Raw genomic sequence first — 25,699 nt, 5'->3', positions numbered from 1 at the left:
ACGCGCCGGACGACACTCCTACGTAAACGCGCGCGTGCGCGATAGCAGCGTTCACGCGGGGGCGTGCACACCACGCCGACGGGCCGGTCTTCCCCACAGCCCGGCAAGAATCTACATTAACAAGACCTAGATATGTGGAGGTTTTGTGAAGACAGCAGACATCGTCGCGGTAGTGACCGGCGGCGCCTCGGGACTCGGACTGGCCACGGTGCGCGAACTGCACTCGGCCGGCGCGAAGGTCGTCATCCTCGACCTTCCCTCCTCCGACGGCAAGGCCATCGCCGAGGAACTCGGTGAGCGAGCGGTGTTCTCGCCCGGTGACGTCACCAGCGAAGCGGATGTGACCGCCGCGCTGGATGCCGCCCAGACGCTGGGAACTTTGCGAATCGCGGTGAACTGCGCGGGAATCGGCAACGCGGTCAAGACGGTGGGCAAGCAGGGCGCGTTCCCGCTGGAGTCCTTCACCAAGGTCGTCACCGTCAACCTGATCGGGACGTTCAACGTGATCCGCCTGGCGGCCGAGCGCATTTCGGCCACCGAGGAGGCCGACGGCGAGCGCGGCGTCATCGTCAACACCGCCTCGGTCGCCGCCTACGACGGTCAGATCGGTCAGGCCGCGTACTCCGCGTCCAAGGGCGGCATCGTCGGACTGACCCTCCCGGTCGCTCGCGACCTGGCCTCGTACAAGATTCGCGTGATGACCATCGCGCCCGGCCTGTTCCACACGCCGCTGTTCGCGACCCTGCCGCAGCAGGCGATCGACGCCCTCGGCGCGCAGGTTCCGCACCCGTCGCGCCTCGGCGATCCGGCCGAGTACGCGTCGCTGGTCCGCCACATCGTCGAAAACCCCATGCTCAACGGTGAAGTGATCCGCCTCGACGGCGCGATCCGGATGGCTCCCCGCTAGTCTCCGGCAGCTCTGACCGAGATCGAGGAGCCCGCACCGCGCGGATCCGGGCGATTTTCCACGCCTACCGCTCCTCGATCTCGGTCGAGTGCTCGCGACCCGGTGAGTGGGACCGGGTGTAACCCCCGAGGGGTTCGGGCGCGATAGCTTGGTGCGGGGATCGGTGGTGCATCGGGGGTGCGGACTGCGGGAACGCGGGAATTTCACTCTCGGACATGACAATCCGCGCACGGAGGGTGAAGATGATCTTCGGCCTTCGGCCGGTATGGACAGTGTTGTAGCAGAGCGCCCGGTGGGTCGGGGCGCGGACAGGAGCGCCCGTGGCGACGACGCCGCTGAGCTCGGAGGCCGGATCATCGGTGACCGTGGAGACGATTCGAGACGCTCGGATCGGGACGCGGATCGCGCATCCGGTGCTTCGCACCACCGTGCAGCAGTTCCTGCGGGCCGGGGCCTGGGTCGCCGATCGCGGCGATCAGCCCGCGCGGCTGGTGTTCACCGTGACCCGGCTGTCGGAGAAGCCCGCCGCGATCCTCGGCACGCCGCGCGGCGTACGCCGCGAGCCGATGCGTTTCGAGCACTTCGACGCCGAATGGCTGTGGAGCGCACCGGTTGCCGATCCGCGGGTGGATCGCGACGCGGCCCTGCTCTACTTCCACGGCGGCGCGTTCATCGCGGGCGGGCTCAACAGCTACCGCCGCCACACCGCTCGTCTCGGCGCGCTCAGCGAGTTGCCGGTGCTGACCGTCGACTACCGCCAGCTGCCCGACGCGCACCCCAACGAGAGCCTCGCCGACGCGCTCACCGCCTACCGGCACCTGCTGGACGAGGGCTTCCCGCCCGAGAAGATCGTGGTGGCGGGCGATTCCGCGGGCGGCGGGCTGGCGCTGCGCCTGGCGCTCACGCTGCGCGACCTGGGTTTGCCGCTGCCGGTGGGACTGTCGGTGACCTCGCCGTGGGCGGATTTCGATTCCACTGCCCGCGAGGCGCATCCGAATGCCCGGCTCGACGCGGTGCTGCCCGCCCTCGGCCCCGATATGGTGGTGCGCCGCGGGATCGCGGTGGACGGCGTGCTCGATCCGAACTGGTCGGTCGTCAATCACGATTTCACCGGGCTGCCACCGATTTTCGTGCAGGTCGGCTCGCGCGAAATGCTGCTCAGCGACGCGTACGCGGTGGCTCGGCGCGCCGAGCAGGCCGGCGTCCGGCTGCATTTGCAGATCCGGCCCGACGCCCCGCACACGCTGATCCACCTGGGCGCGGACCTGCTGGCCGACGGCCGCGACGCCGCCCGTGACGCCGCCGAGTTCCATCGTGCGATGATCGGCGCAGCGGGCACCGGCCGCACCGCCGCCTGATCGCGGCGCGGGCGGTCGCGTCCGCGGCCCCGATCGCCCGAGCCGAGAGGCCCCGATGTCCGAGTCCGCCAGTCCCACCCGTCCGGCCGTGTTCATCACCGGCGCGGCAGCCGGTATCGGCCGCGCCGTCGCCGCCCGCTTCGCCCGCGCGGGCTGGACGGTCGGCCTCTACGACATCGATCCGGACGCGGTGCGCGCCACCGCATCCGAGCTCGGCGGCGACACCGTCACCGGAGCCTTCGACGTCACCGATCCGGCGGGCTGGGATCGTGCCCTGAAGGAATTCACCGGCGGCACAGGACGACTCGACCTGCTGGTCAACAATGCGGGCATCCTGTATTCGGGCCCCTTCGGCGAGATCCCGCTGGAACGCCAGCATCGCCTGATCGACGTGAACGTCAAGGGCGTCCTCAACGGCTGCCACGCCGCCCTCCCCCACCTGCGTGAAACCCCCGGCAGCCAGGTGATCAACCTGGCCTCGGCCTCGGCGCTCTACGGCCAGCCCGGCCTGGCCACCTACGGCGCGACCAAGGCCGCGGTCCGCAGCCTCACCGAGGCCCTCGATCTCGAATGGCGGCACTACGGCATCCCGGTCACCGACCTGCTCCCCCTGTTCGTCGCCACCGACATGATGACCGAGGTCGCCCGCGGCTCGAAATCCTCGACCACCCTCGGCGTGCACCTCACCCCCGACGACATCGCGGAAGCCCTGTGGCACACCGCCACCACCCCGCGCCGCCTGCGCGGCCCGCACGTCCTGATCGGCATCCAGACCAAACTCACCGCCCTGTCCGTCCGCCTCTCCCCACCCTGGCTGACCCGCGCCGTCGTCGGCTGGATCAGCAAGGCCGACTCCCTCTAGCGTTCTGAACCGAATTCGCTTCAGAGCGCGGCGAAGTCGCCGACGATGAAAATGATCAGCGCCGCCGTGAGCGTCACCGCGCCCGCGAAACCCAAGGGTGCGGTCTTGGCCTGCTGCGCGAATTCGTCTGTGACGCCGGTGAGCCAATTGACGGTGTCCTTGGCCGCGATGAAGATTCCCGACGCCGCCGCCAGCCACGCCGCGGTGAGGTTCCAGCCGCTCGAGAGATCGGACAGCCGCGCCGCCCACACCAGCCCCAGCAGGATCACGCCCTGCATCACCGCCCCGACGTGGGCGACGGTCAGGTAGCGCGGCGTCGGCGGATTACCGGTGCGCATGCGCAGGAAGGTCATCGGATACCCCAGCAGCGCGCCGTAGGTGAGGGTCAGCACCCCGCCGATGATGAGAACTTTGTCGGTTGCGGTCATGTCATACCCCTTCCGAATAACTCCACGATAGGAGCATCGCCGCCACGCCGCCGACGGTTCGCGAGATTCGAGACCCGAGCTTGATCATCGGCATGGCCGGCCGCTATCCCACCGCGGTGCGGGTTGCGGCGTCCTCCTTGGCGGCGAGGGCGAAGCGTAGTTCGCTGCGGCGGGCGACCGCGAGTTTGCAGTAGACGCGGGTCAGGTGTTGTTCGACGGTGCTGGGGGTGATGTCGAGGGTGGCGGCGATGTCGCGGTTGCGGTGGCCCTGGGCGGCGAGTTCGGCCACGCGCAGTTCGGCGCGGCTCAGCGCCTCGAACCCGTTGGCGGTCAACATATCTCGCGGCTCGATACGCTTCGGGACAGGTGCGCAGCCCGGATCGCCGGGCAGCCGGGCCAGCAGGGGTTCGGCTCCGCACGCCTGAGCCAGTCTGGTCGCCTCGCGCAGGGGTGGCCGGGCCCGGTCGATGGCCCCGAGCGCACGGTAGGCGACGCCGAGATCGGCCAGGGCCGTGGCCAATTCGAGGTCGTCGCCGCCTGCGCGGGCCAGAGCCGCGGCCCGGCGGATGAGGGTGACGCGCCGCTGCGGTTCGCTGGTCGCGGCCAGCAGGCGCAGCGAGACCCCGCCGGTGTGATGGGATTCCGCGCCGCCGATGGCGTCCAGGTGCCGGGTCGCGAAGGTCTGGGCCTGCCACTGCTGGCCGGCCGCGAGGCTGGCGGCCGCCATATCGTTGCGCCAGGGCGCGATCCAGGCGAAGTCCAGGGCCCACTCGTCCATCAACCGGCCGCAGCGCCGGAAGTGCCGCAGCGCCTCCTCGGGGCGATCGGTGGCCAGACAGTGCATGCCGTGCGCGCGCAGATAGGCCAGCGCGAAACGGGATTCGAACAGCGCGCGCGGGACCGGCCGCTCCAGCTGGGCGGCCGCCTCGGCATGCCGGCCCTGCGCGGTGAGCGCGAGCACCAGCACCGCGATCGGGCGGCCCATCCACACCCCGAGCTGTTCGGCGGGCAGCAGGTTCAATGCCACCTGCGCGTGCCCGGCGGCCTCGATGAGATTGCCCTTGCGCAGCAACGTCTCCGCGCGAGCCGAGGCGAACAGCGCCTGCCAGGTCGGGGCGCGCCGCGCGGTGGCCTCGGCCAGCAGTGCCGCGCACCAGGCGTCGGCGGCGTCGAGGCGATCGGTGTGCAGCAGGCAGTCCACCGCCGCGACCAGCACCTCGACCGTGGCCGGGGTGAGCCGGTGCTGGGCGAGGATGCGCTGGGCGGCGGCCGCGGTCTCGGCCGGTGGACGCCGTGCCGTCAACCCCGCCAGCAGCGCCGCCGCCTGCCGATGCGGCGAATCCCGTTCCGCCGGAACGGGTTCGGGCAGCGCGGTGAGCCAGTCGTGGCGTTGCGCGTGCGCCGGATGGGTGTAGCGCAGCCAGGCGGCGAGGAACTCCAGGCGACCCCCGGCTGCGGCGGCGCCGCGATCCCCCACCGCGGCGGCGCCGCGATCCCCTACCGCGGCGGCGCCGTCGATGCCGCGCCGCAGCCGCACCAGCGCGTGGTCGGCGTGCAGCACGAACCCGTGCCACAGCATGTGCAGCACGGTCGTCGGCAGATCCGGGTAGGGCACCCGGCCGGTGCGCAGGGCCGCCTTGAGCCGGGCGAAGTTGCGGGTGCGGCTCGACGGGTTGATCCGCCACTCCACCGCGACCAGCCGGGTCGCGATGGCGGCCCGTTCCTCCGCCCGCCGCCCGGCCCGGTAGGCCAGCTCCAGTAGTGCTGCGGCACTGTCCAATTCGTCGGCGGCCAGAGCCTGCTCGGCGACTTCGAGCAGGGCCTGCGCCGCCCACGAGCCGCGCGCCTCACCGGCGGCCATCAACTGTGCGGCCACGGCCGTGGCCGCACAGCCGTCCCGTGACAGCAGTTCCGCCGCCGCCAGGTGCAGCGGCCGCCGCAGCTCGTCGGGCAGGTCGCGCAGCACCCGCGCCGCGAGCTCCGGATGCGCCTCGCACTCCCCCAGCACGAGTCCCGCCTGCCGCAGATCGGCTATCGCGCCGTCGATCTCGGCGCTGCCGGTCTGCAGCAGCGCCGCGACCCGGGCCACCGTGGCGGCGTCGCCCAGCACCGCCATACCGCGCGCCACGGGCAGCCGCCACCCGTCCGCTGCGGCGGTCGCCGCGTCATCTTCCCGGTCCCGAACGACCGACCGTGCCATCTGGAGTCCCTTCACCGATCGGACGACGCCCGACTGACAGGGCAGACACGGCGAGCTTCGGTGTGCTGGGAGCGGCAACATTGCAGCGAGGGCGCGCGGGCGCGCCCAGGATCAGCCGGGGCACAGCGGTTTCCGGCGGCCACCGCCGGATGAGAATTACTTCTCAAACAGTGTATTTCACATTTGCCGCCGGGGTGTTCCCAGCGGCCGTGAGCACCTGCGGCCGATAGACCAGGCATGCCGCCGAGTTCTCGTCGGCGCCCAGGAAGATGACCGCGTGCGCGTCGTCGAGCAGTCCCTCGCTCGCCGCGCCCAGGTAGGCGTGCACCGGCGACGCCGAATACGGGTCTCCGACAAAGGGATCGATGCCCGACACCGCGGTCGAGGGGATCCCGAGCCGATAGGCCAGCCGCTCCCGGAACCCCGGTACCGGGGCGGGCGCCAGCAGCACCGCGTACCCGGTGGCGAAGTCCCCGGCACTGAGGTCCTCGCCCGCCAGACACGCGCGCACCGCCCGCTCCGCCAGCTCGAGCGGATCACCGGTGCCCGGCCCGACGGTCAGCGCATTTCGCCCCTCGAGACCAGCGCCGTCGAGATCGGCCCACGCGGTCGCGCCCGCCACACCCGCCTCGGCGGTGTGGATGCGACCGAAACCCCCTGCGGCATCGGTCGCGTGCAACAGCAGTGCCGCACCACTGGCCGTGTACGGGAAGTCCTCCCGCCCGCGCCGGGTGGACGGATGCGTGTCCCCGGCGACGATCAGCGCGTAGTCGACATCGCCCAGCCCGGTGAAGCATTGCGCGGTCAGGATCGCGTGTATCACCCCCGAGCCGCCGTTGAGCAGGTCGAAGGAGAAGGCGGGTACCCGCCCGGTGGCGTATTCGAGGCCCACCTCGAGGCGCTTCTGAATCAGCGCCGCCACCGCCGGTTCGGCGATATTGCTGTCGCGGAAGACCCCGGCGTTGATCACCAGGCCCACCCGTTCGGGAGCGACCTCGGCGGCCGCCAGCGCCTGCCGTCCGGCGCGCGCTGCCAGTTCGAAGTAGCTGCCGGTGTCGGTGTCGGTGCACACGGCCGCGGAGACGATTGCGGTGCTCATGTTCTCAGGCCTCCAGCCGGGAGATGGTCGCGGCGAGGTGACCGGAGACCACCCCGGACGCCTCGGGTACCAGCAGCACCTTGGAGCCGCGCGGAATCCTCTGCTGCGCAAGGTGTTCGCGCAGCACCAGGAAGTGCGAGGTGGAGGCGGTGTTGCCGAATTCGGCGTAGACGTTGAGCGCCTGCGGCATCGGGGTGTCGAAGTGCCGCTCGGTGAGCGAACTGATGTATTCGATGGCCGGACCGCTGAACTGGTGGTGGATCCAGTAGTCGTATTTCTCGCTCTCCCAGGCCCGTCCGGTCTCGCTGAGGAAGTCGGCTATCCGGCTGATGCCCTGCTGGAAGCGGGATTCGCTGGCCAGCGCGCGATTGTCGGTGTACATGGCGATGCCGGTGGTCTTCTCACTCGGCATGCCCAGGCAGTGCTCGGCACCGGCGGAGGTGGTCATCAGCTCGATGTAGTGGATCTCGTCGTCATCGTCGCCGCGATCGTCTACCACCACGGCGACCGCCGCGTCACCGACGGTCAGGGCCGCGAACTGCGGATCGTAGGGCTTGCTGATCTCGCGGGTCGCGGTCTCGGCGATGGGCGTGATCTGCTCACCACTGACCACCAGGCCCCGGCGCACCACCCCGGCCTTGATCAGCCGATCGAGCACCAGCACACCGGTGATCATGCCCGCGCAGGCGTTGGACAGATCGAAATGCAGTGTGCCCGTGGCCCCGACGGCGGCGCTGAGCTGGGCGGCGAAGGACGGCGCGTAGCAGAACCGGCCGGGTCCGGTGAAGCGGGTGATCGACACCGAGATGACCACATCCAGGTCCGCGGCGGCGTAGCCGGAATGCGCCAGGCAGTCCTCGACGGCGCGGCGCGCCAGTTCGAACGACGACTCGTAATTATCCGGATCGGCATTGTGCACCCGCCGATTCTTGATTCCCGTAATTCGCTCCAGGTCCAATGCCCTGGGCACGGAAAGGCTGTCGATCACGTCTTCCGTGGAACGGATCGTACTGGGTGTGTACGCACCGATCGATTCGAAGCGTGTACGCATGGCCCCCTACTCTCTGGACTGCGTGCGTCCGGTCGAATTCCGCTGCGGCGACCGTGATTCGAATGTCCCCTCGAAGTGGCGCCGCTGATATCCCATAGCCCCGATGCCGAATCGAACGGTACCGTACCCACTGGTAGCCGGACATCGCCCCGACCTCGCGAATCATGCTGGCGGACTCGCTATTTCGCCTCGAACACGCTGGAAGAGCCACCTCGCCACGAATGTTCGCGCGACGTTTCCCCGCCGCCCCCTAGGGGTGGAATAGGGGGTAGGGAGGAACCGGTGTCGGTACCCCGGGACACACTAAACCCGTTGTATATCAATGGAATACGGCGCAACACGGCTAGCGGACCCGGAGTACCCCGTGTAGCCTCATCGACACATTCATCGGCATTCCTCGACAATTATCTGGGGGAAGTGTGTCGCAATCCTCGGCTGCCATTTATTGGCGTGCACTGGATCGTTTCAGCGAGATAGTCACCGCTCATCCCGAGCGGGCGGCGGTGATATATCCCGACGGCCGCACCGAATCCGGTCTGCCGCAATACCGGCAGCTCACCTACGGCGAACTCGACGCCTGGTCCGACGTCATCGCCGAACGCTTCCTCGACGCCGGCCTCGGACGCGGCGTGCGCACCATCGTGCTGGTGCGGCCGGGCCCGGAGCTGTACGCGGTGCTGTACGGGCTGTTCAAGATCGGTGCGGTGCCGGTGGTGATCGACCCGGGCATGGGCATGTTCAAGATGCTGCGCTGCCTGCAGGCCGCCGACGCCGAGGCGTTCGTCGGGGTCCCCGAGGCACAAGCATTACGAATCGTGTTCCGCGCCTACTTCCGCAAGGTGCGCGTCGCGGTGACCGCCGGACGCTCGCTGTGGGGCGGGCCCACCCTCGACGGCTGGGGCCGCACGCCGAACGGGGCACTGCCGCAACGCGAACCGGGACCTGACGACGAGCCGCTGCTGATCGCCTACACCACCGGCAGCACCGGTCCCGCCAAGGCGGTGGTGCTCACCCACGGCAATCTCGCGGCCATGATCGAGCAGGTCGACGCGGCCCGCGACCATGTCCCGCCGGGCACCTCGCTGATCACCGCGCCGGTCGCCGGCATCCTGGAGCTGCTGCTCGGATCCCGTTGCGTACTACCGCCGTTGATCCCCTCGAAGGTGGGCGCGACGGATCCCGCGCACGTGGTGGACGCGGTCGAGCGCTTCGGAGTGCGCACCATGTTCGCCTCCCCCGCCGTCCTGATCCCGCTGCTGCACCACATCGAGCAGACCGCCGCGCCCCTGCCGACCGTCGAGAGCATCTACTCCGGCGGCGCGCCCGTACCGGACTGGTGCATCGCCGCACTGCGGCGGGTGCTGCCCGAGCAGGCGCGGGTGTACTCCGGCTACGGGGCCACCGAGGCACTGCCGATGGCGACCATCGAATCCCGGGAACTGCTGGGCGATCTCGTCGAGCAGGCGCATCACGGCCACGGCGTCTGTGTCGGGGTACCGGCACTGCACGTGCGGGCGCGGGTGATCGCCATCACCGACGATCCGCTGCCGAACTGGGCCGACGTCGAGGCGCGCTCCGCCGACCTCGCGACCTCCCGGGGCATCGGCGAGCTCGTGGTCGCCGGGCCCAATGTCAGCACCCGCTACCTGTGGCCGGTCGAGGCCAACCTGTCCGGCAAGATCACCGACGGCGACACGGTCTGGCATCGCACCGGGGATCTGGCCTGGATCGACGACGCGGGCCGAATCCGCTTCTGCGGGCGCAAGACCCAGCGTCTGGAGACCGAATCCGGGCCGATGTTCACCGTGCAGGTCGAGCAGGTGTTCAACACCGTCGACGGTGTCGCCCGCACCGCCCTGGTCGGGGTGGGCACGCGCGGGGCACAGGTGCCGGTGCTGTGCGTGGAACTCGAGCCGGACGCCGATCGCGCCGCCGTCGAGGACCGATTGCGGGGCCGCAGAGACGAATTCGAGGTCACCAAGCCGGTCACCGCGTTCCTGTTCCATCCCGCGTTCCCGGTCGACATCCGCCACAACGCCAAGATCGGTCGCGAGAAGCTGACCGTCTGGGCGGCCAAGCAGCTCGCCGACTGACGGGACAAGTCATGAAACCCGTGACACCGCAATTGATTCCACTGCTGTCCCGGCTGTATGTCGCGGCCGGGATGCTGGCCAGGATCTACCTGCTCGCCGGGCTGCTGGCCGCGCTCGCCGGGCGCGCTCCGAAAAGCCCGGCGCTGCGGGCACTCTGGTGGGCCGATGCCGCACTGTGCGCGGCCGATCCGGCCACCCGCATCCCGCTGACCATCGCCGTGGACGAACTGGCCGCCCGCCGCGACACCGTGAATTCCGGCGAAGCACACGCGGAGGCATCGTGAAGGTACTGGTGACCGGAGCCTCCGGCTTCCTGGGTGGCGCGCTCACCCGCCGCCTGGTGCGCGACGGCGAGCACGAGGTGTCGATGCTGGTGCGCCGCACCAGCAATCTGCGCGACCTGGCCTCCGTGCGCGACCGGGTGCGCCCGGTCATCGGCGATCTCGGCGACCCGGATTCCCTCGAATCGGCGGTCACCGGCGTCGATGTCGTCTTCCACAGTGCCGCGCGCGTCGACGAGCGCGGCACCCACGCCCGGTTCCTGGCCGAGAACACCACCGCCACCGCGCGCCTGCTGGCGGCCGCGCGGACCGGCGGCGCACAGCGTTTCGTGTTCATCTCGAGTCCGAGTGCCCTGATGGACCGTGACGGCGGCGACCAGATCGATATAGACGAGTCGGTTCCGTATCCGCGCCGCTACCTCAACCACTACTGCGAGACCAAGGCGGCCGCCGAACGCCTGGTGCTGGCGGCGAATACGCCCGGCTTCACCGCCTGCGCGCTGCGTCCACGCGCCATCTGGGGTGCGGGCGACCGTTCCGGGCCGATCATCCGGCTGCTGGATCGGGCCGCGGCCGGGACACTGCCGGATCTCTCCGGCGGGCGCACGGTGCTGGCCTCACTGTGCCATGTCGACAATATCGTCGAGGCCGCCATCGCGGCCGCGGCGAGCGAAAACGTCGGCGGCAAACCATATTTCATCGCCGACGCCGAGCAGACCGACGTCTGGGGCTTCCTCGCGCAGCTCGCCACCGAGCTCGGCTACCCGGCACCAGACCGCCGCCTCGATCCCCGGCTGGTCGGGCTGATCGTGACCGCGATCGAAAACCTCAGGCGGATACCGTATGTCGCCGAGCGCTGGACGCCGCCGCTGTCGCGCTATTCGGTGGCGGTGATGACCCGCTCGGGCACCTACGACACCGCGGCGGCCACTCGCGATTTCGGATACCGGCCCGTTATGGACCGCGACACCGGCATGGCCGAATTGAAATTCTGGCTGCGCAGTGCGGGGGTGATCGCCGGAACCACGCACTGACCTGCGCACGGACCCTCTCCTCCAGACTTGTGTTACGCGCGGTACCGGCTAGCATGGTGAAGTTACCGCGCCCCGGGTATGTCGATGCTGACGGCCTTCGCGGCCGGAGTTCAGTGCAGCACCGCTACTCAACGAGGAGAGCGCCCGATGCCGGTATTCGACTACCACGGCGTGTCCGTCGCGTACGAGCAGGCCGGTTCGGGTGATCCGATCCTGTTCCTGCACAATCTCGGCGGCGACCGCCATATCTGGACCAACCAGATGCGCGCGCTCTCGGCCACCAACACGGTGTACGCGCTGGACCTGTTCGGCTACGGCGACTCCGACACCCCGGCCACCGGATACACGGTCGAGAACTACGTGCGGATGGTCTCGGAATTCATCGACGCGCAGGGGATCGACCGGCTCACGCTGGTCGGCAACTGTTTCGGCAGTGCCCTGTCACTGCTGTACTCCCGCCAGGCTCCGCAGCGGGTCAACGCCCTGGTGCTGTGCAGCCCGCTGACCGCGGCCACCCTGCGCCCCACCCCCACCGGCTGGACCGCGCGCGCCGCCTCCCACCTGCCGCTGGACGCCGTCGCCGGGCTCATCCGATTGCCCGGTCTGGCAGCGCATCTGGTGGTGCGCGAACAGCTCGGCCCGCGCGGGCGGGGTATGAACGGATCGGCGTTCGCCGGACTGCGCGACCGCTGGAGCGAGCCGCGCCGCCTGCTCGCGCCCGCCGCCGTCGCGCGGGATCTGTCGAAGCTCGCCGTCCTCGACACGCTGCGTCCCGGACCGGCTTTCCCGCCGATCACCACCATCTGGGGCGCCCGCAACCACATTCTGTCCGCGGCCGCGGGCGCGAGGCTCAATGCCACGCTCAATCCGGTGCGGGCCATCGAACTGCCGGACTGCGGTCACCTGGTGATGCTCGAGGAACCCGAAACCGTCACCAGCGCAATCCGTTCCGCCGCGCGCACCGCGCTGGCGGGCTAGCACTCACACCCGGCCGGGCCAGCACTTTCCTGGCAACCGACCGGTCGTGCCAACCGGCAGACCTGCCGTGCCGCAAACGCCCGCGGCAACCCCATTCGGGAAAACACGGGTGACACTCTTTGTGACCGTGAGGGATTCGTGACTTCCACGAATTCGGCCCGGTCGGCTTCGGACGTCGTGGGGCGAGCCGTAGCACCGCATCAACCGGGCAGCACCGTCGCCGCGACTATTCAGACTCCGGTCACGGCGACACCGCCACCCGGCGCGGTCAGCGACCCGCTTGGATACGTCCACGGCGTCCGAAGCACCAAATGATCAGCCGAAGTGGCACACGTAGTGCACCGGGGTGACCGCCTCGATCACGAAGCTGGAGTCTCCCGGCACCGAGAACGACTCGCCGCCCTTGTAGGCGACCGACTCGCTCTGCCCGGCCAGCGTCACATTGGCCTCGCCCTCGATGAGCTCCATGATCTCCGGCGCACCCGTGTTGAAGGTCAGTGTGGCCGGGAGAATGACGCCCACCGACTTGCTGGTGCCATCGGCCAATTCGATGTTGTGGCTGACGCACTTGCCATCGAAGTAGACGTTGGCCTTCTTGGTGACGCTGACATTCTCGAACGCGGTCATGAACTCTCCTCTGTGAATGGGGACGAGACAGACTATCCGGCCGGTCCGCGGGCGGCCGCTACCGGAACGGCAGGATGTCGGCGAGGCGGCCCGCACGCACCTTGTTCACCCAGGCCGGGTCGGCCAGCAGCGCCCGGCCGAGCGCGACGATGTCGAACTCTCCGCGCTCGAACTGCTCCTGCAACACCCGGAAGCGCTGCGCCTGCGTCTCATCGATGCGGTCGCCGCGGAACACGCTGTCCACCCCGACCGAACCCACGGTGATCACGGGCAGTCCGGTGATCTTCTTGGTCCAGCCCGCCAGGCTCAGGTCGTCGGCGTGGTCGGTGAACTCCGGCTGCCAGTGCCGCCGCAGCGAGGTGTGGAAGACGTCGACACCGGCCTCGATCAGCGGGGTGAGCAGCTCCTCGAGCTCACCGGGCGTCTCGGCGATCCGGGCGGTGTAGTCCGCGCCCTTCCACTGCGAATACCGATAGATGATCGGGAAGCCCGGTCCGACCGCCTCCCGCACCGCGGCGACCACCCGGGCCGGGAACGCGGCCCGGGCGCGCGGTGACCCGCCGTGCTCGTCGGCACGGAGATTGGTTGCGGCCCAAAAGAATTGATCGAGCAGGTAGCCGTGCGCGCCGTGCAGCTCGAGGCCGTCGAAACCCAGCTGCCGGGCCAGCACGGCCGACTCCACATACGACTCGACGAGCGCGTCCAGGTCACCGGTCGTCAGGGCCCGGCCCACCTGCTCACCGGTGTGCTTGACCCCCGAGGGGCTCACCGACTGCAACTGCGGCTCGAATTCCGGGCTGCCGCCGCGCTCCACCCCCAGATGCCAGAGCTGCGGGACGATCGCGGCGCCCTCGGCGTGCACCGCCTCGACCACGGCCCGCCACCCCTGCCGGCGTCGTCGCCGTAGAAATGCGGCACCGTCGCGGCGGGACCGGCCGCGGGCCCGCGTACGTAGGTCCCCTCGGTGATGATCAGCCCGACACCGCCCGCGGCGTGCGCCCGGTAGTACTCGACGTTCTCCTCGTTGGGCACTCCGCCCGGGGATTTCATGCGTGTCATGGGAGCCATCGCGAACCGGTTCCGCACCCGCAACGCCCCCAGCTGGACCTCGTCGAAGAGGTCGTCCAGGCGAAACCCGCGGTCCTCGATCGATTCCTGTGACATGCAGCACATCCCTTCCAGCTCAACGGATCAGGTTCGAACGTGGACAAGAACATCGCCCGCCGTCCAACCCATTCCCGCCGGTCGGCGAATCAGCGCCGCGTGACGAGCCCGATGATCAGGTCGAGGGTGTAGTCGAACTCGCGGTCCCGGTCGAAGACCGCCAGACACGCCGCGGCACGGGTGGTTTCGGGGAACCCGGAGGATTCGAGGGCAGCACGGCGCGCGGCGATGCCGTCCGGATCCCCGGTGCCGAAGGCGGGTCCCGCGGCGGCTTCGCGCAGCAGGGTGCCGATGAGCGTCGCGAGCAGGGTGCGCAGCAGATGCACGGACTCGTCGGAAGTGTGTCCGGCACTGCGCAATACGGTGAGCATGGCCTCGATGGGGGCCAGACTGCCAAGTGAGGACAGCTGGCGGGTCAGCACCAGGGTCGCGGCCTCGGGGTGGGCGAGGGTGACACGGCGGAACTCGTGGGCCATGGCGCGCAGATCGCCGTCGACCGCGCCGCTGGGTTCGGGGACGCGCAAGCTCTGCAGCAGGTGTTCGGCGACGGCGTCGAGGAGATCGTCCTTGCCGTCGACGTGGTGATAGAGGCTCTTGGCGTCGACGCCGAGTTCTCTTGCGACCGAACGCATCCCGACGGCGGCGATGCCGTCGGTGTCGATCACCCGCAGGGCCGCCGCACGGATCGCCGCGCGGGAGAGCTGCGCGTCCGCTTTCGGGGGTCGGCCCCGGCGGGGCGGCTGGGCGCTGCTGACGGTCATGGCGTTCATTGTCGCCCACCTCTTGATTATTTCCACAGCGTGGGTTTACCGTGAACATATTCCCACACCGTGGAATTAATGCCTGGATCTGCCCCGGAGCGCGCCATGCCCGACCGTTTCGCCGTCCCGCCGACCGAGGTGCTGCACGCCCGTGAGCAGCTGGTCCTCGACCACTTCCACGACGAGGTGCGCCAGGACTGGAACGACGTGCTCGCCACCTTCCCGCACCCGCACTACGAGATCATTCCCACCCTCACCGTCCACGACGGCGACGCCGCGGTGCGCGACTACTACCACGACACCCGCGTCGCCTTCCCGGACCAGGATCACGAGATCATCGCCCTGCGCCACAGCGCCGACGCGGTCATCGTCGAATTCTGGCTGCTGGGAACACATTCCGGCCCGCTCGGCGCGATCCCGCCCACCGGTTCCAAGCACCGCACCCGCATGACGGCCTACTTCGTCTTCGACGACAACGAGAACCTGATCGCCGAACGCATCTACTTCGACACCCTCACCATGCTGCGCCAACTCCTCGGCGGGCTGAACCTGCGCGATCCCCGCAACTGGCCCCTGGTCATCCGCGCTCTGCGCGGCCTGCTCGCCATGTCGAGCACCCCGAACCCCACCCTGGTCGAGACCCTCCCCGCCGATCTCACACACCGATGAAGGTCCACCACCTCAACTGCGGCACCATGCACCCGTGGGCCACCCCCGGCGGCCTGGTCTGCCACGTCCTGCTGCTCGAAACGGATTCCGGCCTGGCCCTGATCGATTCGGGCCTCGGCCTGCACGACATCGCCGACCCCCGAAAGCGCTTCGGCCCCACCCGCTTCTACGTCCGCCCCACCTTCGACCCCGCCGAAGCCGCGATCACCCAGATCCGCAACCTCGGCTTCGACCCGCACGACGTCCGCGACATCGTGCTCACCCACTTCGACGCCGACCACGCCGGCGGCCTCTCCGACTTCCCCTGGGCCCGAGTTCACCTCACCGCCACCGAGTTTGCCGCAACCCGCCACCCGGCAACCCTGGTCGAACGCGAGCGCTACCTCCCCGCAACCCGCTCCCACGGCCCCCAACTGGTCGAGCACTCCCCCACCGCCACCGAATCCTGGCGCGACTTCCCCGGCGCCCGCGAACTCACCGACATCGCCCCCGGCATCGTCCTGATCCCCCTCCCCGGCCACACCCGAGGCCACGCCGCCATCGCCGTCGACGCCGGAACCCACTGGATCCTGCACGCCGGAGACGCCTTCTACCACCACACCCAACTCGACGGCGCCGCCCCGACCCCGAAACCCCTACTCGCCATGGAACGCGCCGTCGCCGCCGACTGGCGCAAGGTCCGGGCCAACCACCAACGCCTGAGCCAACTCTGGCACGCCGCCGACCCCGACCTCCTCCTGATCAACGCCCACGACCCACACCTCCTGGCGCGCGCTCTGGAGGTCAGCAGCCGGGCTCGGTGACCAGGCCGCGAGTGGAGATGATGCGGCAGGACGCTTTCGCCTTGCTCTCGGCGGTGGCGGCGTCGATAGCCGCCAGCAGTGCGTCCGCGCGGGCACGGCCGAGGACGGGGCGAGTTTCGATGTGGGCGGTCACCGCCGAACCAGAGGACCCGGTCACCGGACAGGAGACAATGGTGGTTCCTCGGCCGGGCATCTGCGTGACACCCGAACAGCCTGGATGTTCGGCGGGCACGCCGTCGACGGCGAAGACGACGGAGTACTCGACGAAGATATCCGGAACGGGTGGGGTGTAGTCCGGCGAAACTCCAACGAAGGGATGGGGTTTCGCGGTCACCGTGGTGATGGCGGCACAGCTCGGCGCGCAAGGTCCACTCCAGGCGGCGTCGTTCTGGAGTTCGGTCTCGAGGTCGACGGCGGTGTCGAGGGCCGAGGCGACCGGACGCAGCTCGCGATAGAACGCAGCCACGTCATCGGCGGTCATGGGTGTGACGTCACCGTCGAAGGTCCATTCGGATACTCGGAAGATGTGTCCCGAGCTCACCGAGACCGATATCCCGCCACTGTCCATCAGGGTGACGCGCCGGCCGTTCTCGACGACCGATCGGGTCAGCACCGGCAACCCCATGTCCAGACCGGGATCGAGCCGCCAGCCCAGCGCGGACGGAGTCAGGTCCGAGGCCACATCGACGTGATAGGCGTCGTCGAGCGAATTCGGTTGCAGCACCGGTCTTCCGGCGAGTGCGGTCGCCGAGACCTCGTCCATCCCGTACGCCATCCAGGCATCGTGATCGCCGCGCAGGAACGTCCTGTCCCCGATCCTTAGATACGACATGGCCTTGTCCCGCACGAGCCCCGAGCCGAAGGTCAAGGTCCCGACCGCGTCACCGAGATTGGTCACCCTCAGGTCCACCTTCGGCAGACTCCAGCTCGACTTGCGATCGTCGCTCATCCTGATGTCGCCGACGACATGCACACCCGGCTCATTGATCAGAACGAGCTGCGCCGCAGCCAGATCCGCCCGCGCCGACTCCGCCGCCGACATCCGATCACGAGGCACGAACAGCACGACCGCCACGACAACTGCCGACGCCACCACGATCGCCACCGCCACCGGCCAGGGCCAGCGACGCCGGTTGCGCGGACCGGGCATCTCGGTCCCGGACTCACCGGCAGGTTCGGTCGCCGAAGGTTCGATTGTCATTCCCGCCCCAGATCACCACTCGCATATCCGGTGATACGCCGAGACCGTCATCTGATCACGACTCTCGCAAAACCGGCAAATAGCCCAATTCAGCCTCGCGAATGGTGGATTTCGCGACCGCCGGGGTCAGCAGCCGGGGGTGGTGACCAGGCCGTGGGTGGAGGTGGTCGGGCAGCGCAATTTGGCGTGGCTCTTCGTGGTGTCGTCGTCGAAGGTGTGCAGCAGTTCGTCGGCGCGGGCACGGCCGACGATCGCGCGCACGGTGATGTCGGAGGATGCCCGTGAACCGGAGCCGGTGTTGAAAGCGCAGGACAGGTGGCCGGTTCCGGCACCCGGCATGGAGATGACCCCCGTGCAGTCCGGGGTGGGGACGGGGACGTCGTCCACCGTGACGCCGACCTGGTAGGCGACCAGGATGTCGTTCACGGGCGGCGTGTAGCCGCTGGGCAGGGTGAACGAGGTGAAGGGGTGCGGGGTACTGGTCAAGGTGGCCAGGACGCTGCAGGTCGGACCGCAGACGGAGCTCCAGCTCGATTCGGTCTTGATGACGGTCTCGGTGTCGGACGCGTCGTCCAGTGCGGCGACCGCGGGTCGCTGGTCACGGTAGAAGCTCACGACGTCGTCGGAGTTCATGGCCGCGACCTTGATATCGAAGTTGGGCATGATGATTCGATCGATCTGTCCCGAGTACACATAGGTGGCCACGGTGCCGCTCACGATCAGCGCCGATCGACGATCATCGACCATCTCCGATGCGCCGACCTGAACCGGTGCGTTCTTGTCGTCGTTCGGATCCAGGGTGGAGCCCAGGATGCCGGGTGTCAGCGTCCCGGCCAGGTCCACTCCGGAGAACCGGGCCGGTTCCAGGATCTGTCTCCCGGCGGCCGCCGTCGCGTCGACGTCGTTGAATCCGTCCGCGATCCAGGTGTCACGGTCGCCCCGCAGGAACGCCTTGCCACCGACTTCCAGAAGCGACAACAGCTTTCCCGGCGCGATCTCGATGGTCCCCGAGGCGTCACCCATATTGGTCACCCGCAGATCGAGAGTCCAGGTCTTACCACTCTGTTCGGTGTATCGGCCCGAATAGTGCGCGCCGGGCGCGTTGAGCAGGGCCACCTGCGCCGTGTGCAGGTCGTCGCGTGCCACGGCCTCCGGCGATCGGCGATCGCGTCCAAGGAATTCCCAGGCCGCGAACGCCGCCACCGCCACCACTACGGCCACGAGCGACAGTGTCAGCCACGTCTTCCGGCGGCTGCGGCGTGGCTTCTCCGCCTCGGTCACGATCTCATGGACCGTCTCGGCCGCCGAGGATTCCGACATCATTCCCACCCCTGATCACCAACGTACACAAGCGAATCCAGCGATTCGACGCGTGAACTATAAGATCACCGGACAAACACGGCAACTCGCCCGAACGACACCTAAGGTCTCGATCAGCCGAGGTCAGCGTGAGTTCGGATAGGGTGCGCCGACAATACGCAGCGCCAGGTCGACGTAGTAGTCGCCCAGATCCTCCGGAGTCCAGGAGCCGCCGTCGCGATACCAGCGGGCGATGTCGATGCCGAGGGACAGCAGGGCGGTGGCGGCCATATGGGGGTTGGGGTTGTCGAAGACGCCTTCCGCCACACCGTGTTCGATCAGGGCGCGCACTTCGGCGTCGATGGTGTGGCGCAGGGCCTTGATCTCCTGCTGGTGTTCGGGGCTCAGGGCCGCGAGTTCGTAGTTGATGACACGGGCGACGGTGTGGGCGCGGGCGTGGTGGATGGCGAAGTTGCGCATCAGCGTCATCAGCTGTTCGACCGGGTCGCCGGAGGAGGCGATGGCGTCCCGGACGGTGTCGAGGGTGTCCCGGTGACCGGTGTTCGAAATCTGGTAGAGGAGTTCCTCTTTCGAACGGTGGTGCACGTAGATGGCCGCCGTGCTCAGGCCCGCGATGGAGGTGACGTCGCGGGTGGTGGAGCCGTGGAAGCCGCGTTCGGCGAACGCGGTCACGGCGGCTTCCAGCAGCCGCGCCCTGGTCTCGTCGGCGCGGGAGCGGTCTTCTGGAACGGTCACCGGGTCAGTCTCCCATTCGGTCGAATCGGTCTCAGATCGCCAGTACCAGCTTGCCGGTGTTCGCGCCGCTGAAGAGCATGTTGAGCGCCTCACCGAAGCCGCCGACCCCGCCCTCGACGACGTGTTCGCGGCTCTGGAGCTTGCCTTCGGCCAGCCACTGCGCCAGTTGCGCGCCCGCCTCGGGGTAGCGGTCGGCGTAGTCGAAGACCACGAAACCGGTCATGGAGGCGCGGAACACCAGCAGCGACATGTACCGCGACGGTCCGGGCGGCGGCTTCTGCTCGTTGTAGGCGGAGATGGCCCCGCACAGCACGATTCGCGCGCCACGGCGCAGGTTGGCCAGGGCGGCGTCGAGGATCTCGCCGCCCACATTGTCGAAGTAGACGTCGATGCCCTTCGGCGCGGCTTCGCGCAACTGTTTCAACACGTTTCCGGCGCGGTAGTCGATGGCCGCGTCGAAACCCAGTTCCTCGGTGAGGATCCGGCACTTCTCCGCCCCGCCCGCGATCCCGATCACGGTGGCCCCCTTGGCCTTCGCGATCTGCCCGGCCACGCTGCCGACCGCACCGGCGGCCGCCGACACCACCACGGTGTCACCCGCCTGCAGCTTCCCGACTTCCAGGAGACCGAAATACGCTGTCATGCCCGGCATTCCGAGCGCACCCAGCCAGGTCGGCCCGGAGGCCGCGTTCAGATCCACGTGCTGCACGCCGCGGCCATCGCTGATCGCGTACTCGGTGACCCCGAAGGTGCCGCTGACGGTGTCACCGACCGCGAAGTCCGGGTGCCGGGATTCGACGACGGTGGCGATGTCCAAGGCGCGCATCACCTCCCCGATGCCGACGGGCGGCAGGTAGGAGCGGACGTCGTTGAGCCAGCCGCGCATGGCGGGATCCAGCGAGATGAAGGAGATCTTGACGAGGATCTCCCCGTCCTTCGGACCGGGCAGTTCGGTGGTGGTCAGGTTCCAGGTGCCGGCGTCCGGCAGCCCGGTCGGCCGCTGGGCCAGCAGCACCTGCTGGGTCTTGGTCATGCGGTACTCCTTGTCGAAAGCGGTTGCCGGTCAGGCCTTCTTGCGACCCCAGGACGGGTCGCGGCGGCGCAGTTCCATCTGCGCGATGGTGCGCTTGTGCACCTCGTCGGGTCCGTCTGCCAGCCGCAGCGTGCGCACGTGCGCGTACATGCTCGCGAGGGGGAACACGTCGGAGACACCGCCGCCGCCGTGCACCTGGATGGCCCGGTCGATGATCTGCTGCGCGATCTGTGGCGCGGCCACCTTGATGGCGGCGATCTCGGTGCGCGCGTTCTTGTTTCCGACCGTGTCCATCAGGTACGCGGCCTTGAGTGTCAGCAGCCGCACCATCTCGATGTCGATGCGGGATTCGGCGATCCAGTCCTGGATATTGGCCCGGTTGGCGACCGGTTCGCCGAAGGTGGTGCGGGACTGGGCGCGATCGATCATCAGATCCAGTGCGCGCTCGGCCATGCCGATGGCCCGCATGCAGTGGTGGATGCGTCCCGGGCCCAGCCGCGCCTGGCTGATCATGAACCCGTCGCCCTCACCGGCCAGCAGCGCGGTGCTCGGCACCCGCACGTTCTCGAAGAGGACCTCGGCGTGGCCTTCCCGATCCTGGTAGCCGAACACCGGCAGCCCGCGCACCACGGTCACCCCGGGGGTGTCGATCGGCACCACCATCATCGACTGCTGCCGGTAGGTCGGCGCGTCGAAGTCGGTCTTGCCCATCACGATGAGCACCTTGCAATTGCGGTGCAGCGCATTGGATGTCCACCACTTGCGCCCGTTGAGCACGTAGTCGTCGCCGTCGCGCACCATGCTCATCTGAATGTTGGTGGCGTCCGAACTGGCGACCGCGGGCTCGGTCATGGCGAACGCGGAGCGGATCTCGCCGTCCAGCAGCGGCCGCAACCACTCCCGCTTGTGCTCGTCGGTGCCGAACAGCGTCAGCACCTCCATGTTCCCGGTGTCGGGAGCGCTGCAGTTGGTGGCCTCGGGTGCGAGATGCGCACTGCGGCCCATGATCTCGGCCAGCGGCGCGTATTCGGAGTTGGTCAGGCCCGGACCCCATTCCGGGTGCGGGTGGAAGAGGTTCCACAGGCCGCGCTTGCGCGCCTCGGTCTTGAGCTCGTCGATGATGGGCGGCTGGAAGTGCGGGTCACCGGCTTCGGCCATCTGCGCTTCGTACACGGATTCGGCGGGGTAGATGTGCTCGTCCATGAAGGCGAGCAGATCATCGCGGTACCGTACGGCCTTCTCGGAGAGTTCGAACATTCCTGCTCCTGATCGTGGTAGTGGTTGCGGCACCGGCGAATTCACGCGCTGCCCAGCGACAGATCGACGAGCCCGGCCAGCGCGGCGCGGTGCCGGGCGGGACTGCCCAGCGCGATCTGGTCGGCCTTGGCCCGCTTCAGATACAGATGGACCGGATACTCCCAGGTCATGCCGATGCCGCCGTGCAGCTGCACGGCTTCCTCGGCGGCGTGCACCGCGATCTCCCCGCAGTAGGCGGCGGCCACGGCGGTGGCGATCTCGGCGTCCGGATCTCCGGCCGCGAGGGTGCCCGCCGCGTAACGCGCTGCGGCACGGGCGGATTCGAGTTCGACGAACAGATCGGCGAGCCGGTGCTTGAGCGACTGGAACCCGCCGACCACGCGACCGAACTGCTTGCGCAGCTTGAGGTACTGCACGGTGTTGTCCAGGCACCAGGCCGCGATCCCGGCCTGCTCGGAGGCCAGCAGCGCCGCACCGGTCGCCAAACCCGCACGCAATGCCTCAGATCCGGCCGCGGCCTCGACCACCACCCGGCCCGGTACGGCGTCCACGGTGATGTCGACCAGCGGCCGAGTCATGTCGAGGGAGACCACGGGTTCGACGGTGACGGCGTTCTTGTCGAGCGCGTGCACCTCGAGCCCCGCCGCGGTGCGCACCACCGCGAGCAGCACATCGGATTCGAGAGCCCCCGCGACACTCGTGACCCGCCCCGACAGCCGACCGTCGGAGTCCTTGTCCAGCAACGGAATCTGCTCGACGGCCGCAGCAGACCACGGCGCGAGCAATGCCGCGACGGTCTCCCCCGCGGCGAGTTCCCCGACCAGCTCCGATTCCCCGGCGAGCAGAATGGTCGCGGCGATCACACTGCTGGTCAGGAACGGCACCGGCGCGGCATACCGCCCCAGCTCCTCGAGCACGACCGCCGCCTCACGCGCGGATCCGCCTGCCCCGCCCCGGTTTTCGGGGATCAGCAGCCCGGCCAGCCCCAGTTCGGTGGCGATCGGCCGCCACAGTGCCTGCGTCAGCGTGAAATCCCCGGCATAGGCGGCCGCCACGGCCGCGGGATCGCACCGCTCGGCCAGCAGGTCGCGCACGGCCTCCCGCAGCGCCGTCTCGACATCGGTGTCGAGCAGCAGGATGTCGTCGCTCATCGGATCAGGTCCTTCCACGGAATGTCCTTGTCCGCGCGCGGTTCTCCCGGCAGCCCCAGCACGCGCTCGGAGACGATATTGCGCATGATCTCCGAGGTGCCGCCCTCGATCGAATTGCCCTTGGCCCGCAGATACCGGTAGCCCGCGTCGCGCCCGGCGAAATCGACGCGATCCGGGCGCACCATGGTCCAGTCCTCGTAGCGCAGCCCGTCCTCGCCGAGCAGTTCGAGCTCGAATCCGGTGAGCTGCTGGTTGATTCGCGCGAACGACAGCTTCAGCGCCGAGGTCTCCGGCCCGGGCTGTCCGCCCGCGACCCGCTGCCGCAGCCGGGTGCCCGCCAGCCGCGCCGCCTCGGAGTCCACCCACAGCCGCAGCAGACGGTCCTGGAGTTCAGGGGTGTGCTTGTCCGGATTCTCCCGCCAGGTGCGGGTGACCGCGCCCAGGATCCCGGATTCGCGCGGCACCGGACGCCCGCCGATGGAGACCCGCTCATTGTTGAGGGTGGTGTTGGCGACGCGCCACCCCTCACCCTCCTGCCCGAGCCGGTCGGAGTCGGGAATCCGCACATCAGTGAGGAACACCTCGTTGAACTCCGCCTCACCGGTGATCTGCCGCAGCGGCCGCACCTCCACGCCCGGCTGCCGCATATCGCAGATGAAGTAGCTCAGCCCGGCATGCTTGGACTTGCCGGTATCGGTGCGCGCCACCAGGATCGCGCGATCGGCCTTGTGCGCCACCGACGTCCAGACCTTCTGGCCGTTGACGACCCAGTCCTCACCGTCGCGCACCGCCCGGGTGGCGACCGCCGCGAGGTCGGAGCCCGCGCCCGGTTCGCTGAACAGCTGGCACCAGATCTCCTCGGCCGTCCACAGTGGTCGCAGATACCGACGCCGCTGCTCGGGCGTGCCGTAGGCCAGGATGGTCGGCGCGGCCATACCCAGGCCGATCCCGTTGAGGTCGGCATTGTTTCCCGGCGCACCGGCGTCGGCGAACAGTCCGTCCACATACGGTTGCAGCTCGCGGTCGGCCCCCAGCCCGCCGTAGCCCTCCGGGTAGTACACCCAGGCCAGGCCCGCGTCGTAGCGGGCGCGATGGAAGGTCACCGCATCGGTGGCGGCCGGATCATGTTCGGCGAGTACAGCTTCCACGCGTTTGCGCAGATCCTGTCGCACCCCGTCGAGGTCGGTCATTGCTCGTTCTCCTGCAAAGCGGCGATTCCGGCGCGCAGCAGCGGGTCGACCATGTCGCCCACCCCGGCGAATCCGGAGCCCACGGTCTGGCCGTGGAGGAAGCGGAAGTAGATGCCCTCGGCGATCACCGCGAGCTTGAACGAGGCCAGCGCGACATAGAACCCGATATGGGACAGGTCGCGGCCGGTGTGGCGGGCATACCGCTCGAGCATCATCGATTCGTCGAGGAAACCCGGCGCGGTGGACACGTCGGTGACGCCGGGAACCCGGCGCGCACCCATGCGCTGATAGACCAGCAGCAGGCCGATATCGGTGAGCGGATCACCGAGAGTGGCCATCTCCCAGTCCAATACGGCCGCCACCCGATCCCGATCGTCGACCAGCACGTTGTCCAGGCGGTAGTCACCGTGCACGATGCGCGCCGCCGACTCCGGCGGCACCCGCGCGGCCAGCAGGGCGTGCAGTTCGACGGCGGCGGGCAGCTCACGCGAGTACGAGGCATCCAGCTGCTTCTTCCACCGGCGCACCTGACGCTCCAGGAACCCTTCGGGCCGACCGAAATCCGCCAGCCCGACCGCATCCGGCTCGACCATGTGCAGCGCGGCCAGGGTGTCGATCATGCCGGTCGCGATCACTTCGGTGCGCACCGCGCCCAGCGGCTCCAGTTCGGCCGCAGTGCGATACGGCGTGCCGAGGACTCGCTCCATCAAATAGAAAGGCGCACCGAGGATCTCGGTGTCCTCGCACAGCGCGTAGGTATCCGGCACCGGCACCGCGGTATCGGCCAGCGCGCTGATCACCCGATGCTCGCGCACCATATCGTGCGCGGTGGCCAGCACATGCCCGAGCGGCGGCCGCCGCAGCACGAATGTCGTGGTGCCGTCGGTCAATTCATAGGTGAGGTTGGACTTGCCGCCCGCGATGAGCCGCCCGCTCAACGCCCCCTTGGCCAGATCCGGCCGGGTCGCGGTCAGCCACGGGGTGAGGCGTTCGAGATCCAGGCCGGGCAGTTCGCCGGTCTGCTCCACAGCACTCATCACGGCACCAGCAGCGCGACGCTCTCGGCGACGCACGCCGGTTTGGCCGCGCCCTCGATCTCCACGGTCACCTTGCTGACGGCCTGGAACCCCATGCTCGCGGGCGTCAGCGACAGCAGCTCGACCCCGGCCCGCACCCGCGAATTCACCGGCACCGGCGACGGGAAGCGAACCTTGTTGGCGCCGTAGTTGACTCCCATCGACACCCCGGTCACGGTGTAGATCTCACCGGCCAGCACCGGCAGCAGCGACAGGGTCAGGAACCCGTGCGCCACCGTCGCGCCGAACGGACCGGCCGCCGCCCGAACCGGATCGACGTGGATCCACTGGTGATCCCCCGTCGCGTCGGCGAAGCGATCGATCTGCTCCTGGGTGATGGTGTGCCACCCGCTGTAACCGAGATGGGTGCCGACCGCCTTCTCCAGCTCACCCAGGCCATCGAATGTGTGCATCGCTTCGG

The 25,699-nt window shown here is 68.9% G+C and carries 24 protein-coding genes and 1 pseudogene; 9 read left to right on the top strand and 16 right to left on the bottom strand.

Annotated features, from left to right (window positions below):
• Positions 1–145: 145 nt before the first annotated feature.
• From OG300_RS07225 to OG300_RS07215, 3 genes are all read left to right on the top strand, one after another.
• Positions 146–907, top strand: coding sequence for a 3-hydroxyacyl-CoA dehydrogenase (locus OG300_RS07225; RefSeq protein WP_405493412.1), 762 nt, complete (start codon positions 146–148; stop codon positions 905–907).
• A 320-nt stretch (positions 908–1,227) separates the two neighbouring features.
• Positions 1,228–2,265, top strand: coding sequence for an alpha/beta hydrolase (locus OG300_RS07220; RefSeq protein WP_405493410.1), 1,038 nt, complete (start codon positions 1,228–1,230; stop codon positions 2,263–2,265).
• Between the two features lie 55 nt (positions 2,266–2,320).
• Complete coding sequence (locus tag OG300_RS07215) at positions 2,321–3,127, top strand: SDR family oxidoreductase (protein WP_405493408.1); 807 nt, start codon at positions 2,321–2,323, stop codon at positions 3,125–3,127.
• Positions 3,128–3,147: 20 nt separating this feature from the next.
• Here the strand turns inward: OG300_RS07215 and OG300_RS07210 are convergent, their stop codons facing one another.
• The 4 genes from OG300_RS07210 to OG300_RS07195 all read right to left on the bottom strand — a co-directional run bounded on the left by OG300_RS07210 (position 3,148) and on the right by OG300_RS07195 (position 7,905).
• Positions 3,148–3,555, bottom strand: a complete 408-nt coding sequence (locus OG300_RS07210) for a hypothetical protein (RefSeq protein WP_405493406.1) — start codon at positions 3,553–3,555, stop codon at positions 3,148–3,150.
• A 103-nt stretch (positions 3,556–3,658) separates the two neighbouring features.
• Entirely contained in the window at positions 3,659–5,755 is a 2,097-nt protein-coding gene (locus tag OG300_RS07205; RefSeq protein ID WP_405493404.1) for a LuxR C-terminal-related transcriptional regulator, read from the bottom strand.
• A gap of 163 nt (positions 5,756–5,918) precedes the next feature.
• Positions 5,919–6,854: a hypothetical protein gene (locus OG300_RS07200; protein WP_405493402.1), complete on the bottom strand. Its 936-nt coding sequence runs from the start codon at positions 6,852–6,854 to the stop codon at positions 5,919–5,921.
• A gap of 4 nt (positions 6,855–6,858) precedes the next feature.
• Positions 6,859–7,905 (bottom strand): 3-oxoacyl-ACP synthase III family protein, encoded by a 1,047-nt coding sequence (locus OG300_RS07195; RefSeq protein ID WP_405493400.1) that lies wholly within the window; start codon positions 7,903–7,905, stop codon positions 6,859–6,861.
• 419 nt (positions 7,906–8,324) lie between these two features.
• Here OG300_RS07195 and OG300_RS07190 point away from each other — a divergent pair, with 419 nt between their 5' ends.
• The 4 genes from OG300_RS07190 (at position 8,325) to OG300_RS07175 (ending at position 12,291) form a co-directional block, all read left to right on the top strand.
• Entirely contained in the window at positions 8,325–9,998 is a 1,674-nt protein-coding gene (locus tag OG300_RS07190) for a fatty acid CoA ligase family protein (protein ID WP_405493398.1), read from the top strand.
• A gap of 11 nt (positions 9,999–10,009) precedes the next feature.
• Entirely contained in the window at positions 10,010–10,282 is a 273-nt protein-coding gene (locus tag OG300_RS07185; protein ID WP_405493396.1) for a hypothetical protein, read from the top strand.
• On the top strand, positions 10,279–11,313 hold the full coding sequence (locus OG300_RS07180; protein ID WP_405493394.1) for an NAD-dependent epimerase/dehydratase family protein: 1,035 nt from the start codon (positions 10,279–10,281) through the stop codon (positions 11,311–11,313). The genes OG300_RS07185 and OG300_RS07180 overlap by 4 nt, the downstream gene beginning before the upstream one ends.
• A gap of 147 nt (positions 11,314–11,460) precedes the next feature.
• Positions 11,461–12,291, top strand: coding sequence for an alpha/beta fold hydrolase (locus OG300_RS07175; RefSeq protein WP_405493392.1), 831 nt, complete (start codon positions 11,461–11,463; stop codon positions 12,289–12,291).
• A gap of 315 nt (positions 12,292–12,606) precedes the next feature.
• On the opposite strand, the gene OG300_RS07170 is transcribed toward OG300_RS07175, so the two are convergent.
• The 3 genes and pseudogenes from OG300_RS07170 to OG300_RS07160 all read right to left on the bottom strand — a co-directional run bounded on the left by OG300_RS07170 (position 12,607) and on the right by OG300_RS07160 (position 14,843).
• On the bottom strand, positions 12,607–12,918 hold the full coding sequence (locus OG300_RS07170; RefSeq protein ID WP_405493390.1) for a pyrimidine/purine nucleoside phosphorylase: 312 nt from the start codon (positions 12,916–12,918) through the stop codon (positions 12,607–12,609).
• Between the two features lie 58 nt (positions 12,919–12,976).
• Positions 12,977–14,082 (bottom strand): annotated as a pseudogene (locus OG300_RS07165) (NADH:flavin oxidoreductase).
• An 89-nt stretch (positions 14,083–14,171) separates the two neighbouring features.
• The gene (locus OG300_RS07160; protein WP_405493388.1) at positions 14,172–14,843 is read right to left on the bottom strand and encodes a TetR/AcrR family transcriptional regulator; all 672 of its coding nucleotides are present in this window, start codon (positions 14,841–14,843) and stop codon (positions 14,172–14,174) included.
• 105 nt (positions 14,844–14,948) lie between these two features.
• Here OG300_RS07160 and OG300_RS07155 point away from each other — a divergent pair, with 105 nt between their 5' ends.
• The gene (locus tag OG300_RS07155) at positions 14,949–15,512 is read left to right on the top strand and encodes an ester cyclase (RefSeq protein ID WP_405498494.1); all 564 of its coding nucleotides are present in this window, start codon (positions 14,949–14,951) and stop codon (positions 15,510–15,512) included.
• Positions 15,509–16,315, top strand: coding sequence for an MBL fold metallo-hydrolase (locus OG300_RS07150; protein WP_405493386.1), 807 nt, complete (start codon positions 15,509–15,511; stop codon positions 16,313–16,315). Before OG300_RS07155 ends, OG300_RS07150 begins: the two co-directional genes overlap by 4 nt.
• Here OG300_RS07150 and OG300_RS07145 read toward each other — a convergent pair.
• The 9 genes from OG300_RS07145 to OG300_RS07105 all read right to left on the bottom strand — a co-directional run bounded on the left by OG300_RS07145 (position 16,296) and on the right by OG300_RS07105 (position 25,691).
• On the bottom strand, positions 16,296–17,516 hold the full coding sequence (locus OG300_RS07145; protein ID WP_405493384.1) for a hypothetical protein: 1,221 nt from the start codon (positions 17,514–17,516) through the stop codon (positions 16,296–16,298). The genes OG300_RS07150 and OG300_RS07145 overlap by 20 nt on opposite strands.
• A gap of 126 nt (positions 17,517–17,642) precedes the next feature.
• Entirely contained in the window at positions 17,643–18,836 is a 1,194-nt protein-coding gene (locus tag OG300_RS07140; protein WP_405493382.1) for a hypothetical protein, read from the bottom strand.
• 123 nt (positions 18,837–18,959) lie between these two features.
• A complete protein-coding gene (locus OG300_RS07135; RefSeq protein ID WP_405493380.1) occupies positions 18,960–19,571 on the bottom strand; it encodes a TetR family transcriptional regulator in 612 nt (203 codons plus the stop codon).
• 31 nt (positions 19,572–19,602) lie between these two features.
• Positions 19,603–20,604, bottom strand: a complete 1,002-nt coding sequence (locus OG300_RS07130) for an NADP-dependent oxidoreductase (protein ID WP_405493378.1) — start codon at positions 20,602–20,604, stop codon at positions 19,603–19,605.
• A 30-nt stretch (positions 20,605–20,634) separates the two neighbouring features.
• Positions 20,635–21,861, bottom strand: coding sequence for an acyl-CoA dehydrogenase family protein (locus OG300_RS07125; RefSeq protein ID WP_405493376.1), 1,227 nt, complete (start codon positions 21,859–21,861; stop codon positions 20,635–20,637).
• A gap of 41 nt (positions 21,862–21,902) precedes the next feature.
• Entirely contained in the window at positions 21,903–23,012 is a 1,110-nt protein-coding gene (locus OG300_RS07120) for an acyl-CoA dehydrogenase family protein (protein WP_405493374.1), read from the bottom strand.
• Positions 23,009–24,202 carry an acyl-CoA dehydrogenase family protein gene (locus tag OG300_RS07115; RefSeq protein WP_405493372.1) on the bottom strand — a complete coding sequence of 398 codons (1,194 nt, stop codon included), beginning with the start codon at positions 24,200–24,202 and terminating at the stop codon, positions 23,009–23,011. The genes OG300_RS07120 and OG300_RS07115 overlap by 4 nt, the downstream gene beginning before the upstream one ends.
• Complete coding sequence (locus OG300_RS07110; RefSeq protein WP_405493370.1) at positions 24,199–25,239, bottom strand: phosphotransferase family protein; 1,041 nt, start codon at positions 25,237–25,239, stop codon at positions 24,199–24,201. Before OG300_RS07110 ends, OG300_RS07115 begins: the two co-directional genes overlap by 4 nt.
• Positions 25,239–25,691, bottom strand: coding sequence for a MaoC family dehydratase (locus OG300_RS07105; protein ID WP_405493368.1), 453 nt, complete (start codon positions 25,689–25,691; stop codon positions 25,239–25,241). The genes OG300_RS07110 and OG300_RS07105 overlap by 1 nt, the downstream gene beginning before the upstream one ends.
• Between the last annotated feature and the right edge of the window lie 8 nt (positions 25,692–25,699).

It is taken from the genome of Nocardia sp. NBC_00511 (genome assembly GCF_045161165.1).
GTDB lineage: Bacteria > Actinomycetota > Actinomycetes > Mycobacteriales > Mycobacteriaceae > Nocardia.
This window is presented reverse-complemented; position numbering and strand designations above follow the sequence as displayed.